13 protein-coding genes are annotated in these 14,610 nt (G+C 72.4%); 5 read left to right on the forward strand and 8 right to left on the reverse strand.

From position 1 onward, the window contains the following. The first annotated feature begins 46 nt into the window (after nucleotides 1-46). The gene (locus AB0A74_RS18740; protein WP_358250966.1) at nucleotides 47-2,329 is read left to right on the forward strand and encodes a helix-turn-helix domain-containing protein; all 2,283 of its coding nucleotides are present in this window, start codon (nucleotides 47-49) and stop codon (nucleotides 2,327-2,329) included. A gap of 115 nt (nucleotides 2,330-2,444) precedes the next feature. Here AB0A74_RS18740 and AB0A74_RS18745 read toward each other — a convergent pair whose 3' ends face one another. From AB0A74_RS18745 to AB0A74_RS18755, 3 genes are read right to left on the reverse strand one after another with little or no spacing between them, the layout of a single operon-like run. Then, nucleotides 2,445-2,828 (reverse strand): Rid family detoxifying hydrolase, encoded by a 384-nt coding sequence (locus AB0A74_RS18745; protein WP_358250968.1) that lies wholly within the window; start codon nucleotides 2,826-2,828, stop codon nucleotides 2,445-2,447. A gap of 13 nt (nucleotides 2,829-2,841) precedes the next feature. Next, complete coding sequence (locus AB0A74_RS18750) at nucleotides 2,842-3,591, reverse strand: IclR family transcriptional regulator (protein ID WP_358250970.1); 750 nt, start codon at nucleotides 3,589-3,591, stop codon at nucleotides 2,842-2,844. Then, nucleotides 3,591-4,556 (reverse strand): sugar kinase, encoded by a 966-nt coding sequence (locus AB0A74_RS18755; RefSeq protein WP_358250972.1) that lies wholly within the window; start codon nucleotides 4,554-4,556, stop codon nucleotides 3,591-3,593. Before AB0A74_RS18755 ends, AB0A74_RS18750 begins: the two co-directional genes overlap by 1 nt. Nucleotides 4,557-4,664: 108 nt before the next feature. Here AB0A74_RS18755 and AB0A74_RS18760 point away from each other — a divergent pair, with 108 nt between their 5' ends. From AB0A74_RS18760 to AB0A74_RS18770, 3 genes are read left to right on the forward strand one after another with little or no spacing between them, the layout of a single operon-like run. Continuing rightward, nucleotides 4,665-5,924 carry an amino acid deaminase gene (locus tag AB0A74_RS18760; protein WP_358250974.1) on the forward strand — a complete coding sequence of 420 codons (1,260 nt, stop codon included), beginning with the start codon at nucleotides 4,665-4,667 and terminating at the stop codon, nucleotides 5,922-5,924. A gap of 15 nt (nucleotides 5,925-5,939) precedes the next feature. Then, nucleotides 5,940-7,526 carry a D-aminoacylase gene (locus tag AB0A74_RS18765; RefSeq protein WP_358250976.1) on the forward strand — a complete coding sequence of 529 codons (1,587 nt, stop codon included), beginning with the start codon at nucleotides 5,940-5,942 and terminating at the stop codon, nucleotides 7,524-7,526. Further along, entirely contained in the window at nucleotides 7,523-8,917 is a 1,395-nt protein-coding gene (locus AB0A74_RS18770) for a gluconate:H+ symporter (RefSeq protein WP_358250978.1), read from the forward strand. The genes AB0A74_RS18765 and AB0A74_RS18770 overlap by 4 nt, the downstream gene beginning before the upstream one ends. A gap of 47 nt (nucleotides 8,918-8,964) precedes the next feature. Here the strand turns inward: AB0A74_RS18770 and AB0A74_RS18775 are convergent, their stop codons facing one another. Beyond that, complete coding sequence (locus tag AB0A74_RS18775; protein ID WP_358250980.1) at nucleotides 8,965-9,831, reverse strand: hypothetical protein; 867 nt, start codon at nucleotides 9,829-9,831, stop codon at nucleotides 8,965-8,967. Between the two features lie 82 nt (nucleotides 9,832-9,913). Next, nucleotides 9,914-11,077 (reverse strand): NAD(P)/FAD-dependent oxidoreductase, encoded by a 1,164-nt coding sequence (locus AB0A74_RS18780; protein WP_358250981.1) that lies wholly within the window; start codon nucleotides 11,075-11,077, stop codon nucleotides 9,914-9,916. Between the two features lie 66 nt (nucleotides 11,078-11,143). Here AB0A74_RS18780 and AB0A74_RS18785 point away from each other — a divergent pair, with 66 nt between their 5' ends. After that, nucleotides 11,144-11,746 (forward strand): TetR family transcriptional regulator, encoded by a 603-nt coding sequence (locus tag AB0A74_RS18785; RefSeq protein ID WP_358250982.1) that lies wholly within the window; start codon nucleotides 11,144-11,146, stop codon nucleotides 11,744-11,746. Here the strand turns inward: AB0A74_RS18785 and rnhA are convergent, their stop codons facing one another. The 3 genes from rnhA to AB0A74_RS18800 form a co-directional block, all read right to left on the reverse strand. Further along, complete coding sequence (rnhA, locus tag AB0A74_RS18790; RefSeq protein ID WP_358250983.1) at nucleotides 11,747-12,199, reverse strand: ribonuclease HI; 453 nt, start codon at nucleotides 12,197-12,199, stop codon at nucleotides 11,747-11,749. A gap of 13 nt (nucleotides 12,200-12,212) precedes the next feature. Next, nucleotides 12,213-14,111 (reverse strand): UvrD-helicase domain-containing protein, encoded by a 1,899-nt coding sequence (locus AB0A74_RS18795; RefSeq protein ID WP_358250984.1) that lies wholly within the window; start codon nucleotides 14,109-14,111, stop codon nucleotides 12,213-12,215. 75 nt (nucleotides 14,112-14,186) lie between these two features. Beyond that, on the reverse strand, nucleotides 14,187-14,579 hold the full coding sequence (locus tag AB0A74_RS18800) for a DUF1801 domain-containing protein (protein WP_358250985.1): 393 nt from the start codon (nucleotides 14,577-14,579) through the stop codon (nucleotides 14,187-14,189). Nucleotides 14,580-14,610 lie beyond the last annotated feature (31 nt).

Raw genomic sequence — 14,610 nt, forward strand, 5'->3', positions numbered from 1 at the left:
CCACCGACAAGACCTTGTGACCCCCTCCCGCACTAATCTGGCGGGAGTGGGGACGACGTTCGGCGGTCTGCTGCGCGAGTACCGGCAGCGCGCGAGGCTGACCCAGGAGGAGCTGGCCGAGGGTTCGGGGGTCAGCGTCCGCGCGATCAGCGACATGGAACGCGGTCGGGCCAAGGGACCGCAGCGGCGCACGGTGGAGGCGTTGGCGGGGGTCCTGAACCTGTCCGACGAGGAACTCCGGCAGCTCGCCAGTGCCGCGAAGGACGGCCGGGTGCGCAAGCCGCCCCCGATCGCCCAGTGCGCGTTGCCGCCGGACATCGCCGACCTGACCGGGCGGGAGCGGGCGCTGGAGGTGCTGGCCACCATCGCCGACCGCGCCGAGACCTCGGTGGCGGTCGTGCACGGGCCGCCGGGGGCGGGCAAGACGAGCCTTGCGGTGCGGGCCGGGTACCGGTTGGCCGACCGTTACCCGGACGGGTGTTTCTTCTTCAACCTCCGGGGCATGGACGCGCGTCCGCTGCACCCGGCGGAGGTCGTGCACCGGATGCTGCTCGCGCTGGGCGTGGAGGAGTCGCGGGTGCCCGCGAGCGAGGCGGAGCGCTCGGACCTGTACCGGGAGCTGCTGCGCGACCGGTCCACGCTGCTGGTGCTGGACAACGCCGCCGACGAGGCCCAGGTGCGCCCGCTGCTGGCCACCGGCCGGCGGTCGCTGGTGCTGGTGACCTCCCGGCAGGTGCTGGGCGGGTTGGCGGCGGTGGCGCGGCTGGCGCTGGACGTGCTGGGGCCGGCCGAGTCGGTGGACCTGCTGGCCGCCATCGCGGGACCGCGGGTCGCCGCCGAGCCCGAGGCGTCCGCGCGGGTGGCCCGGCTGTGCGGGCACCTGCCGCTGGCGCTGCGCATCGCGGGCAACCGGCTGGCCAGCCGTCCGAAGTGGACGGTCGAGCACCTGGCGGGGCAGCTCGCCGACGAGCGCCGCCGGCTGACCGCGTTGACCGCGGGCGACCTGCAGGTCCGCACGGCGTTCGAGATGTCCTACCGGCAGTTGGGCGGCAAGGCGGCGCTGCTGTTCCGGCGGCTGTCGGCGGTGCCCGGGGCGACCTCCACGCCGGAGCTGGCGGCGGTCGCGGCGGGCATGGACCGGTTCGAGGCCGAGGACACGCTGGAGGAGCTGGTGGACGTGAGCCTGCTCGACACCGCCGAGACGCCCGGCCGGTACGTCTTCCACGACCTGGTCCGGGTGTTCGCCGGGGAACGGCTGGCCGAGGAGGAGCCCGACCACGAGGAGACCCGCGCGCGGGTGGTCCGGCACCTGCTGGGCACGGCGGTGGCGGCGGCCGGGTTCTACGGCCCCGACGCCCGCGACACGCCGACGGCGTTGTTGGCCGACAAGGACGACGCGGACGCGTGGCTGGCCGCGGAGACCTCCGGCTGGCTCGGTGCGCTGCGCTGGGCGTCGGCGCGCGGCCTGCACCGCGAGGTGCTGGACCTGGCCACCGCCATGCACTGGTACTCCGACCAGCGCGGACGTGGTGAGACGTGGGTGGAGGTGTTCACCGCGGGGGTGGCGGCGGCGCGGGCGTTGGGCAGCGTGCGCGACGAGGCCGTGCAGCTGAACTTCCTGACCTGGACGTTGTGCGTGCTGTTGCACCGGCCCGCGGACGCCCTGGCCCTGCACGACGAGGCGTGGAACGCGGCGGTCGCCAGCGGTGACGTGCGCGAACAGGCCTGGGCCATGCACTACCGGGCCGCGTCGGAGATGCACTCGGGCGAACTGGAGTCCGCGCGGGAGAGCGCGGGCCGGGCGCGGGAGCTGTTCCGGGCGGCCGACTACCCGTTGGGCGAGCAGATCTCGTTGTCCTGCCTGGGACTCGTGCTGCACGGGCTCAAGCGGTACGAGGAGGCGGTGGACGTGCACCGGAGCCTGTTGGCGGGCGTGCGCGCGGGGGTGCTGGACCTGTCGCCGGTGATGACCGCGGAAATGCTGGGCAGCCTGCTCGTGCGCACCGCCAACAGCCTGGCGGAGCTGGGTCGCTGGCCGGAGGTGTTGGAGACGGCGACCGAGGCCGTCGAGCACTCGGTCGCCGCCACGGCGCCCAACACCACGAGCGACGCGCGCGCGTTGCGCGGGCTGGCCCTGTTCCGGCTCGGTGAGCCGGTGGAGGCGCGGACGGAGCTGCTGGAGGCGGTCGCGGTGGCGACGCGGCAGCGGCACCGCCGGCTCGTGCACGCGTTGGAGGTGCTGGCCGAGGTCCACGACGAACTCGGCGACCCGGCGGCGGGAGGGGAGTGCCGAGCCCGGGCCGCCGAACTGCGGTCAGCCGATCGGTGACGCGTTCCTGGCCATCGCAACGCGGTCCTTTCGTGGGGGTGACCCCAGTCAACCGCCGCGGACGGGCGCGCACCACGCAGAAGTACCGGCAGAAGTACGCGCCCGTCTCACAACGTCAGTCGAGGACCGCGAGCGCGTCGATCTCGACCAGGAGGCCGGCGGGCAGGCCGACGTAGACCGTGGTGCGGGCCGGGAACGGCCGCTGCGTCACGACCTCGTTGTAGACCTCGTTCATCTCGGCGAACTGGGAGGTGTCGGTGAGGTAGACGCGCATCATCACGACGTCGTCCATGGACGCGCCGCCCGCCTCCAGCACGGCGGCGACGTTGCGCAGCGCCTGGCGGGCCTGCTCGGCGACGGTGTCGCCGACGATCGCGCCGGTGGCGGGGTCGAACGCGACCTGGCCCGCGACTTGCAGGACGTTGCCCTTGCGGACGCCCTGCGAGAACGACGCCACCGGGGTGGGCGCGTTCGGCGTGCGGATCTCGGTCTTGGCCATGCGTGTTCTCCTGTTAGTCGCGCGGTGTGTAGCCGCATTCGAGGGACGCCGCCCGCGCGGTCGCGAGCAGGTCGGGCAGGTGGCCCAGGAGGCCGTCGAAGTCGAGCAGCACCTTGGGCACGGACATCGAGACCGCCGCCAGGACTTCGCCGCGCGCGCCCCGGATGGGTGCCGCGATGCAGTGGATGAAGTCCTCGTGCTCGGCGTTGTCGATGGCGTAACCGCGTTCGCGGACGCGGGTCAGCTCCTCCAGGTACGCCTCGGGGGTGGTGATGGTGTTGGTGGTCAGCGGCACGTAGTCGATCTCCCGCGCGACCTCGCGGCGGCGCGGCTCGGGCAGGTCGGACAGCAGGACCTTCGCCACGGCCGTGCAGTGCAGCGGGGCGCGGCGGCCGATGCGGGAGTACATGCGCATCGGGTGGGTGCTGTCGTACTTGTCGATGTAGATCACCTCGCCGCCCTCGTAGGACGCCAGGTGGACCGTGTAGCCGAGTCTGGCGTTCAGCTCGCGCAGCGCGGGTTCGGCGGCGCGGCGCACGTCGCGTTCCTCCAGCGCCCGATTGGCCAGGTCGAACAGCGCCGCGCCCAGGCGGTAGTGGTGCACGCCGTCGCGGCGCACGAACCGGTGCGACTCCAGGGTGCGCAACAGCCGGAGCGTGGTGGACTTGTGCACGTCGATGACGGCGGACAGCTCGTCGAGCGTCTTGGCCCCCTTGGCCAACTCCCCCATCAACGTCAACGCCCGGTCCAGGCTCTGACTCATCACACTCTCCTCAGGTGCGCGGCGGCCCACGCCGGCGGGTCGGCGGACAGCAGCGGCCCGGTCACCTCGGGCGGCAGCGGTTCGCCCACATCTTCGCTGGTGAGCAGGGCGGCGGCGGCCTGGAGGTGCCCGGCGCGCAACCGGCGTGTCGGCGGCAGGCCCGCGAGGTGCGCGGCGAGGTACCCGGCGGCGAAGCCGTCACCGGCCCCGACGGGCTCCACGACGTCCACCTTCAGCGCTTCCTGGTAGGTGAACGCGCCGTCCTCGGCGAGCGTCGCGCCCTCCGCGCCCTGCTTGACCACCAGCGTGGACGGGCCGGGCAGCAGGGTGCGCAACTTCTCCGGGTCACCGGTCCCCCACACCGCCTCGGCCTCGTCCGCGCCGGCCAGCACGATGTCGGCGCGGCCGGCCAACTCCAGCAGGACGGTCGGGTCGCGGTCGGTCCACAACGCCGGCCGCCAGTTCAGGTCGAACGACACCAGGTGCTCACGCGGGCCACTCAAGACGGCCCTCAGCAGTTCGAGGCAACTGTCCGACAGCGCGGCCGTGATCCCACTGACGTGCACCAGCCGAACGCCGTCGAGAGCAAGCCCGTCCAGGACTTCCGGCCCCATCGCCGAAGCCGCCGAGCCAGACCGGTAGTAGCGCGCATGGCTGCCAGACGCGTCCGCTTCCTTCACGTACAACCCGGTCGGCCGCGAAGGATCAACCCGCACGCCCGACACGTCCACCCCAGCGCCACCGACGTAGTCGAGCACGGCACCGCCGAAGGCGTCGTCCCCCACCGCGGACACCCAACGGCTGCGCAAACCCAAGCGCGCCAGGTGGATGGCCACGTTCGACTCGGCACCGCCGATCGCCCGGTTCCACGTGCGCACCGAGCGCACCGGACCGGGTTCCGCCGGCACCAGGACGACCATCGTCTCGCCCAGGCACACCACGCCGCCCGATAGGTCGAACCGCATCCGCTGTCCTCCGGAGTTCATTGACGAGGCGGCAGGCGAATGTTACACATCTCGGCATCACATCGCGCAATAGCCGTTGCGAAATATGCAACGTGAGGAGCGAGACACGTGGACATCGACCGGGACGCCGTCGCCGCCCTCCGCGACGAGCGGATCGACTGGCGGTTCAAGGGCCTGCCCGCGAGCGCGTTCGGCGCGACCGTCGGCGAGGTCGCGGACCGCCGGCTGGACCTGTTCGCCGACGGCTTCGTCGGACCGCTGGTCGTGCTGGACGCCGCCGCGCTGGAGCACAACCTGGCGACCATGGCCGCGTGGTGCGACAAGCACGGCGTGCTGCTGGCCCCGCACGGCAAGACGACCATGGCACCGCAGCTGTTCGCCCGCCAGCTCGACCACGGCTCGTGGGGCGTCACCGCCGCCAACACCAGCCAGCTGCGCGTCTACCGGGCGTTCGGGGTCGGCACGGTCCTGCTGGCCAACCAGCTCGTGGACCCCGCCGGCCTGCGGTGGGTCGCCGACGAACTGGCCCGGCACCCGGACTTCGAGTTCACCTGTTGGGTGGACTCCGTCGCGGGCGTCGAGCGGATGACCGAAGCCCTCGGCACGCCCACCCGACCGGTGGACGTGCTGGTCGAGCTGGGCGCGGCGGGCGGCCGGACCGGCGCGCGGGACCTCCCGACCGCCATCGAGGTCGCGAAGGCCGCCCGGCGGAGCCCCGCGCTGCGGCTGGTCGGCGTCGGCGGCTACGAAGGCGCGCTGGCGCACGACGCCACCGACGACTCGCGGGCGACCATCGACGCCTACCTGGACAACCTGCGCGTGCTCGCCATCGGCATCCACGACCTGTTCGAGGTGGCCGACCCGATCGTCACCGCCGGCGGCAGCGCGTACTTCGACCAGGTGGCCACCGCCCTCACGCGGCCGTGGCCGTTCCCGGTCCGGCCGGTGCTGCGCAGCGGCGCGTACATCACCCACGACGACGGCTTCTACCGCGGCATCTCCCCGCTCGGCCGCACGCCCGGCGAGCAGCCGTTCCGCCCGGCGCTCAAGGCGTGGGCCCAGGTGACCTCCCGGCCGGAACCCGGTCTCGCGCTGCTGACCATGGGCAAGCGGGACGCGTCTTTCGACGAGGGCCTGCCCGAGCCGCAACTCCTGCGCACCCGCGACGGCGTCCGCCCGCTCACCGGCGAGGTGACCGCGCTCAACGACCAGCACACGTTCCTGGCCCTGCCCGCGGGCGAAGCGGTCGAGGTCGGCGACTGGGTGGGCTTCGGCCTGTCCCACCCCTGCACGGTGTTCGACAAGTGGCAACTGCTCCCGGTGGTCGACGGCACCACCGTCGTCGACCTGGTGCGCACGTACTTCTAGAGAGGGGACGGCGGCGTGGACATCGTCTTCAAGGGCGCGCTGGTGGTGGACGGCACCGGCGCGCCCGGCTACCGGGCGGACGTGGGGCTCCAGGACGGCCGGATCGCCGAGATCGGGCGGTCCTCCGGCCGGCGCGAGGTGGACGCGGACGGGCTGGTGCTCGCGCCCGGGTTCATCGACATGCACTCCCACTCCGACATCCAGGTGCTCGCCCAACCGGATCACCTGGCCAAGGTGTCCCAGGGCGTGACCACCGAGGTCGTCGGGCAGGACGGGCTGTCCTACGCCCCGGTGGACGACGACGTGCTCGCCGCCCTGCGCGCCCAGCTCGCCGGGTGGAACGACGACCCGGCCGGGTTCGACTGGGGCTGGCGGTCGGTCGGCGAGTACCTCGACCGGCTCGACCGGGGCATCGCCGTCAACGCCGCCTACCTGGTGCCGCAGGGCACGCTGCGGATGCTGTGCGTCGGCTACGACGACCGCCCCGCCACCGAGTCCGAGCTCAACGGCATGCGCGCGGTCCTCGCGAGGTCGCTGGAGGAAGGCGCGGTCGGCATGTCCGCCGGCCTCACCTACACCCCCGGCATGTACGCCGACGACGCCGAGCTGAAGGCGTTGTGCCGGGTCGTCGGCGAGATGGGCGGCTACTTCAGCCCCCACCACCGCAGCTACGGCGCGGGCGCGCTGGAGGCGTACGCGGAGATGGTGGACGTCTCGCGCGAGTCCGGCTGCCCCCTGCACCTCGCCCACGCCACGATGAACTTCGAGGTCAACCGGGGTCGCGCGGGCGAGCTGCTGGCCCTGCTGGACGACGCCATCGCGGCCGGCGCGGACATCACCCTCGACACCTACCCGTACCTGCCGGGCGCGACCTACCTGTCCGCGCTGCTGCCGAGCTGGAGCGGCGAAGGCGGTCCGGAGAAGACCCTGGAACGCCTGGCCGACCCGGACACGCGGGAACGCCTCCGCGCCGAGATCGAGGAGACCGGTTCGGACGGCTGCCACGGCGTGCCGGTCGACTGGGACGCCATCGAGATCAACGGCGTCCGCAAGGCCGAGAACGCCCATCTCGTCGGCAAGTCCGTGGCGCGGTCCGCCCGGGAGGCGGGACGGCCGCCCGCGGAGCTGTACTTCGACACGCTCATCTCCGAGCGCCTGGGCACCTCCTGCCTGATGCACGTCGGCCACGAGGAGAACGTCCAGGCGATCATGCGCCACCCCGCGCACACCGGCGGCAGCGACGGCCTGCTGGTCGGCGCCCGGCCGCACCCGCGCGCGTGGGGCACGTTCCCCCGCTACCTCGCGCGCTACGTGCGCGAACTGGGCGTGCTGAGCCTGGAGGAGTGCGTCGCCCACCTGACCGGACGGGCCGCCAAGCGCCTGCGCCTGACCGACCGGGGGCTGGTCAAGCAGGGTTTCGCGGCGGACCTGGTGCTGTTCGACCCCGACGAGGTGGCGGACACCGCGACCTTCGACGAGCCCCGGCAGGCCGCCGCGGGCATCCCGTACGTCGTCGTCAACGGGGTCCCCGTGATCGACGGTGGCAGGCGCACCGACGCCCTGCCCGGCCACTCCCTGCGAAACACCCGGAGCCGCGCATGATCGACTGGTTGCAGCATTCCACCGGCGGGCTGCTCACGCTGTCCGCGCTCAGCATCGCCCTGCTGCTGGTGCTGATCATCAGGGTGAAGGTGGAGCCCTTCATCGCGCTGCTGGTGGTCGGCCTGCTGGTGGCGCTGGCCGCCGGGCTGCCGGTGGAGCAGCTCGTCGGGTCGGCGCAGAAGGCGTCCACGTCGTTGCTGGAGACGGGGTTCGGCGGCATCCTCGGGCACGTCGCCGCGATCATCGGCCTGGGCACGCTGCTCGGCGCGATCCTGGAGGCGTCCGGCGGCGCGGAGGTGCTGACCCGGTCGCTGCTGCGGTCGTTCGGGGAGAGGCGCGCGCCGCTCGCGATGGGCCTGGCCGGGTTGATCTTCGGTGTGCCGGTCTTCTTCGACATCGGCATCTTCGTGCTGGCGCCGCTGGTGTACGTGGCGGCCAAGCGAAGCGGTCGGTCGATCGTGCTGTACGCGATGCCGTTGCTGGCCGGTCTTTCCGTGATGCACGCGTTCATGCCGCCGCACCCCGGTCCGGTCGCCGCGGCCGGGATGCTGAAGGTGTCGCTGGGCTGGATCATCATCATGGCGCTGGCCGTGGCGATCCCGGCCTGGCTCATCGGTGGCGTGATCTTCTCGGCGTGGGTGGGCAAGCGGATCGTGGTGCCCGTGCCCGAGGAGATGTTGGCGGCGGCGGAGAAGGTGCGGGCCGAGGAGGGCCGGGGCGAGCCGCCGCTGTCGCTGGTGCTCGGGATCATCGCGGTGCCGCTGGTGCTGATCCTGGCCGGCACGTTCGGGTCGATCCTGCTGGCCAAGGGTTCCACGCTGTACGGGGTGTTCACGTTCTTCGGCACGCCCGCCGTGGCGTTGACCATCGCGGTGCTGCTGGCGTTCTGGCTGCTGGGGTTCCGGCGCGGGATGACGCGGCAACAGGTGACCGAGCTGTCCGGCGCGTCGCTGCGGCCGGTGGCGATGATCCTGCTGGTGGTCGGCGCGGGCGGGTTCTTCGGCGCGGTGCTGTCGGCGACCGGTGTGGGCAAGGTGCTGGCGACCGAGCTGTCGGACCTGGGGCTGCCGGTGATCGCACTGTCCTATGTGATCAGTTGCGGCATGCGGATCGCGCAGGGTTCGGCGACGGTGGCGATCGTGACGACGACCGGGATCGTGGTGCCGGTCGTGGGCGACCTGAACTACTCGCAGCCGCAGTTGGCGTTGGTGGTCATGGCGATCGCGGCCGGGTCGATCATCGCCTCGCACGTCAACGACGGCGGGTTCTGGATCGTGTCGCGGTACTTCGGGTTGTCGGTCAAGGAGACGCTCCAGACGTGGACCGTGCTGGAGACGATCCTGTCCGTGGTCGGGTTCGTGGTGGCGGCCCTGTTGAGCCTGGTGGTGTAGCCGGGAGGAGCGCCTGTGCCCCGGCGGGGGCACAGGCGCGTCCCGACTCAGGCCTTCGAGCCGTCGGGCCTGGCCGCGAACCACACGCCGCCCACGCCGTGGCCCTTGGCCTCGCCGCACACCTTGTCCTCGGCGAACAGGTACAGCGGCCAGCCGGCGACCGTGACCTGCTTGGTGCCGTCCTTGCGCGTCACCGTGCCGACCAGGGACTTGTCCACGCCCTGCACGTCGAAGTTCTCCGACTCCACGAGCAGCGGCGGCCACTTGACGGCGCAGTCGCCGTCGCAGTTCGACGTCGGCGGCTTGGCGGTGTCCTTGTCGAACCGGTACAGCGTCATGCCGTCCTTGTCGGTCAGCACGGTGCCGAGCTTGCCCACGGACGCCGTGGTCAGCGCGAGGCCGTTCGACGCCTGCTGCGCCTTCTTGCCGTCCGGCGCGGCGACGAACCACGTGCCGCCGACGCCCTGGCCCTTGGCGTCACCGGGCGCCTGGTCCTGGGCGAAGCGGTACATCGGCCAGCCGCCGACGGTGATCTGACGGGTGCCGTCGGCGCGTTCGATCGTGTTGACGAGCTTGTCGTCCACGCCCGCGAGCTTGACTTCCTCGTTCTGGGCCACGGCGGGCGGCCACTTCTGCGCGCAGTCCCCGTCGCAATTGGACACCGACGGACTGGCGGTGTCCTTGTCGAACCGGTAGAGCGTGAGCCCGGTTCCGTCGGTGAGCACGGTGCCCAGGCCGGGCACGACCGCCGTGGCCAACTCCACCTGCTGCTGGAGCGTGTTGGCACCTGCCTGCGCGGCAACGGTTTCCTGCGCCGCCGGCACCGCCGTCCCGGGCTGCGCGGCCTGGCCGCACGCGCTCAGCAACGCGACCCCGACGAGCGCCCCGAACAAGGCCGCACGAGTGCGGATCATGGTGAACCTCCTTGGATGATCGCGCTTCAGCGACCGACTGCCACCAACACGGATGGCAGGCCCAGGCGGTTCAACCGACTTCTCAGTCCACGCTCGGCTCGCGGAACGCGGCGCGCTTGAGCGGCGGGACGGCGTCGAACAGCCGCAGCACCGACTTGAACGCGACCTTGCCCGCGCGGTTGCCGGACACGAACTGCTTGGCGCTGCGCAGCGACGCCTTCACCGCCGCGAACCCGTAGTCCCGCATCTGCCGCTCGTAGTCGGCGATCGCGTCCAAGGGCGCACGCTCCACCAGGTTGCGGCACAGCAGCCGTGCGTCCCGTAGTGCCGTGTTGGCCCCGATGCCGCGCATGGGCGTCATGCTGTGGATGGCGTCACCCAACAGGGTGACGGTCGTCGGCCGCCAGGGCGCGACCGGCTCGGACGTTCGGATCGGCCAGTGCGCGACCTCCGCGGCCGGCGTCTCGCCCACGATGCGCCGCAGGTCCGGGTGCCAGTCCGCAATCGCTTGCGCCACCACGGCCTTCAGGTCGCCGGACGTGGTGAGCCCGTCCGCCGCGTACGCCCACATCAGGTAGCCGTCCCCGTCGAGGACGTGCGGCGCGAGGAACATGCCCGCCGCGCTGCGCGGGATGACCGACAACGGGTTGTCCAGCACCTGCCGCGACAGCCACGCGCGGGTGTGGTCGTCCAGGGGCAACTTGCCCGCCACGGCTGTGATGCCGGTGTCGATCCGGCGCGCGTGCGGCAGGTACTGGGCGCGCACGGCGGAGTTCGCGCCGTCGGCGCCGACCAGCACGTCGCAGCGCACGGTGGAACCGTCGGCGAAGTGCGCGGTGATCCGGCCGTCGACGTGCTCGTAGCGGGTGAACCGGCGGTCGAAGTGCACGTCGAGGCCGTCGAGCAGGATCTCGCGGAGGGTGACGCGGCTGACCGAGTGGTGCGCGCGCTCGGCCGGGGCCGGCGGGACGTCGAGGGTCAGCAACGGCGTGAGGCGGTCGTCCACGAACCCGAACCCGGCCGCGAACCCGGCGGTTTCGACGAACCGCTCCCACAGGTGGGGCGGCAGGCAGTCGTGCAACGCCTGGGACCCGTGCGGATCGATGTGCAGGCGGTACCCCTGGAGGCGGTCGGTGGGCGTGCGGTCGCGCTCGTGCACCGACACCTCGACACCGGCCCGCTTCAACCCCTGGGCCAGGCACAGCCCGCCGACACCGCCGCCGATCACCGCTACGTGGATGCTCATGCGGTCCACTATCATCCGGTTGGATAATTAAGTCAACCCGACAGATGAAAGTGGTGATCGGTTACCGTGACGACCGTGCCCCGCCGCTCCCCCGACCCGGACGACCGCAAGCGCGACCCCGAGCGCACGAAGGCGCGCATCGTGGAGGCCGCGGTGGCCGAGTTCGGCGCGAAGGGCTTCGCCGCGACCAGGGTCAGCGCCATCGCCGAGCGCGCGGGCGTGAACAAGCAGCTGATCTCGTACTACTTCGGCGGCAAGGAAGGCCTGTTCAAGGAGATCACCGGGCGCTGGCTCCAGCACGCCGACGTGCTGCGCGAAGGGCCGCTGGCCGAGGTGGTGCGCCGCTTCGCCCTCAGCACCGCCACCCACCGGGACTGGGCGCGACTGCTGGTGTGGACGAACGTGACGGAGGACGACTCGCCGCCCGACCAGGGCGAGACGGAGTACTTCACGGCCCAGGTCGAGGACGTGCGGCGACGCCAAGCCGAAGGCGAGATCCCGGCGGACCTCGACCCGGCCGCGTTCCTGCTGGCCGTGACGGCGGCGGCGAGCGCGACCGTCTTCATGCCGCAGATGGCCCGGCGGATCACCGGGCGGGACCCGGCGTCACCGGAGTTCACCGAGCACTACGCCGAGCAACTGGCCCGGCTCATCGGCCACCTGGGCTGATCAGCCCCCGGACCGCGCCTCCTGCACGCCGAGCACGGCCAACCGGTCGGCGCGCTCGTTGTCCACGTGCCCGGCGTGGCCCTTCACCCAGTGCCACTCGACCTGGTGGGGTGCGGCGGCCTCGTCCAGCCGTCGCCACAGGTCGGCGTTCTTGACGGGCTGCTTGGCGGCGGTCTGCCAGCCGTTGCGCTTCCACTTGGCCATCCACGACGTCACGCCGTTGCGCACGTAGGTGCTGTCGGTGTAGATCCGCACGACCGACGGCCTGGTCAGGCTCTCCAGCGCCCGGATCGGGGCCATGAGCTCCATCCGGTTGTTGGTGGTGGGCCCGGCGTCACCACCGTGCAGGTCCTTCTCGTGCCGCCCGTACCGCAACACGGCACCCCACCCACCGGGACCGGGGTTCCCACTGCACGCCCCGTCGGTGTAGATCTCGACCACGCCCTCACCCACCCGGGCAAGATACCTACTCCGCCACCTCGGCCCACCAGAGGTGGTCGCGCGCCCGGGTCGCCGCGACCAGGCGCTGGCGCGCGAGCAGTTCGGCCTGTTCGGCGGGCGCGGTGCCCGCGCGGGTCACCTCCACCACCAGCACGCCCTGGAAGTCCAGGCCCTTCGCGCGGTGCACGGTGCCGACCTTCAGGCGGTCGTCCGGCTCGCCGGCGAAGTCCTCCAGCGCGCACACCGGGACGCCCGCCGCCTTGAGCAGGCCCGCGCACCGGTGGGCGGCGGTGTTCGAGAACGTGATCAGCGCGGCCTGCCCCAGCGGCACGGGCAGTTCGCGGACCGCCTTCGCCAGCGCCTCGTCGAGTTCCGCCCACGTGCCGCGCCACCGCTTCGCCTCGCCGCCGGGAGCGGCGACCTCCGCGTCCCGCAGGGTGACGCCGGCCGCGCCATCCAGGTCGTCCACCGCGTTGTCGGCGTCGAACCCGCGGGCGAAGTCCAGCACCCGCTCGCGGTTGCGGTAGTTGACCCGCAGCACCTCGCCCCGCCCCTGCACCGGGATGCCCGCGTCGGACAGCCGCCAGCCGCCGGTGTAGACCTGTTGCTGCCCGTCGCCGACCAGCAGCAACCCGTCCGGGACGTCGCCCGCCAGCTCGCGCAGCAGGCGCAGGCCGTTCAGCGGGATGTCCTGGACCTCGTCCACGACGACCGCCGCGTACCGCGGCCCGTCCGCCCGCACCTCGTCCAGGGCCGCGGCGACCAGGTCGTTGTGGTCGTGGACGCCGCGTTGACGCAGGTACTCCTGGTAGGTCTCGTAGAGCCGCCAGACCTTCGCCTTCTGGCCCGCGTCCAGCCGCACCCGGCGGCCCTTGCGGACCACGGCGAGGTACTCGTCCAGCGCGCGCAGCCCGCGTCCCTTGATCACGCGGTCGATCTCGGTGTGCCAGTAGGCGGGGTTGGGTTCCAGGTCGGCCAGGTCGTCGCGGTGCACGGTCCACGCGCGGTTGAACTGGGTGGCGGCGGCGCGTGCGTCGACCGGCAGCGGCCGGCCGCGCGCGTCGAGCAGGTCGCGGGCCCACGAGTGCAGGTTGGTGAACTCGACGCGGTCGGCCAGTTCGGGCGCGAACCGGGCGAAGGTGGCCCGGTGCACCGCGGGCAGGGTGCGGACGAAGGTGGTGAACAGCAGCGGGCCGGTGGTGCGGCGGGCGAGGTGGCGCAGGCGGTGCAGCGCGACCACGGTCTTGCCGGTGCCCGCCGGACCGCTGATCCGCGCCGGGCCGTTGTAGCGGCGGGTCACCAGGGCTTGCTGGTGCGGGTGCAGGAACGTCTGCCACGTCTCGAACGGCCGTTGCCGGGCGGCGGTGAGCTGGTCCTCGGCCACGTCGGCGACGTCGAGCAGCCCGCGTTCCTCCGGCGCGCTCGGGGTCGCCTTGACGCTCAGCTCGGCGTAACCGGTGAGGCGGGGCGCGAGGCGGGCGGTGATCGCATCGACCTGGGCGCGGGTGAGGTGGGCGTTGTCGCGGCGGAACAGCAGCGGCACCTCGGCCTCGGTCAGCCGCCGGAACGGGTCGGGCGCGTGACCGCCGAGCACGGCGTAGTGGATGGCGCTGCCCGCCAGCACCTGCCCCTGCGGGCCCCGGATGCCCGCGCAGGACTCCTCCGCGTGCCTCACCGCGGCGGGCCCGTCGTCCAGCGAGCCGACCACGACGGCGGTGACACCGTTGGCGCCGACCAGGAACAGGTCCGCGCGGTCCCGCCGCGCGAGGTCGCGGCGGGCGAGCACGCGCCGGCCGTCCGCGGTGTGCGCGACGACGGCGCTGATGATCCGGCGCACCGCCGGGTCGGCTCCCGGCCACGCCCGCCCGACCAGGTCGCCCGCCTGCCGCTGGGCCTGCCGCCACGCGTGCGCGCTGAGTGCCACCGAACCTCCGTGCCGTCACGTTGTGTGACGACCATAGCCAGGTGCAGTGTCACCGGGTCGTGGATCAGGGGTCGATCACCCGGATGCCGCCTTCTTGATCTTCCGCCACCCGCCGGCGCGGTTGTTGGCGATGATGTGGCGCAGCAACTCGACCAGGGCCGGGGCGTTGATCGGGTCGTCGCGGTGGATCGAGATCATGCGGCCAGTCTTGTTGTCGTGGCCCGCGGTGATGATGCCGTGCGGGTCGGGGACGATCGCGCCGTCGTACAGGAAGACGTTGACGTGGTCCTTCGTCGCGAGCAGGGCGCAGACGTTGCCCTGGAGGACGAAGTACGGGCGGTTGGTGAACTTGATCGTCTCCTCGATGTCGGGGTCCGCCTCGTGCGCCAGTGCGCGCACGCGGCGGCAGATGTCCTGCTGCCACTCGGGCAGGGCGTCGATGTAGTCGTCCACCCGCGGATCGGTCATCGGCCCGCTCCCTTCTCTCCTGGACGAGTAG

It is taken from the genome of Saccharothrix sp. NPDC042600, from assembly GCF_040647305.1.
Taxonomy (GTDB): domain Bacteria; phylum Actinomycetota; class Actinomycetes; order Mycobacteriales; family Pseudonocardiaceae; genus Actinosynnema; species Actinosynnema mutabilis.

What these genes read in the sequence shown, in the direction of transcription:
- AB0A74_RS18775 (WP_358250980.1), bottom strand. Translation starts at nt 9,831, where the DNA reads ATGATCCGCACTCGTGCGGCCTTGTTCGGGGCGCTCGTCGGGGTCGCG.
- AB0A74_RS18750 (WP_358250970.1), bottom strand. Translation starts at nt 3,591, where the DNA reads ATGAGTCAGAGCCTGGACCGGGCGTTGACGTTGATGGGGGAGTTGGCC.
- AB0A74_RS18755 (WP_358250972.1), bottom strand. Translation starts at nt 4,556, where the DNA reads ATGCGGTTCGACCTATCGGGCGGCGTGGTGTGCCTGGGCGAGACGATG.
- AB0A74_RS18770 (WP_358250978.1), top strand. Translation starts at nt 7,523, where the DNA reads ATGATCGACTGGTTGCAGCATTCCACCGGCGGGCTGCTCACGCTGTCC.
- AB0A74_RS18800 (WP_358250985.1), bottom strand. Translation starts at nt 14,579, where the DNA reads ATGACCGATCCGCGGGTGGACGACTACATCGACGCCCTGCCCGAGTGG.
- AB0A74_RS18745 (WP_358250968.1), bottom strand. Translation starts at nt 2,828, where the DNA reads ATGGCCAAGACCGAGATCCGCACGCCGAACGCGCCCACCCCGGTGGCG.
- AB0A74_RS18780 (WP_358250981.1), bottom strand. Translation starts at nt 11,077, where the DNA reads ATGAGCATCCACGTAGCGGTGATCGGCGGCGGTGTCGGCGGGCTGTGC.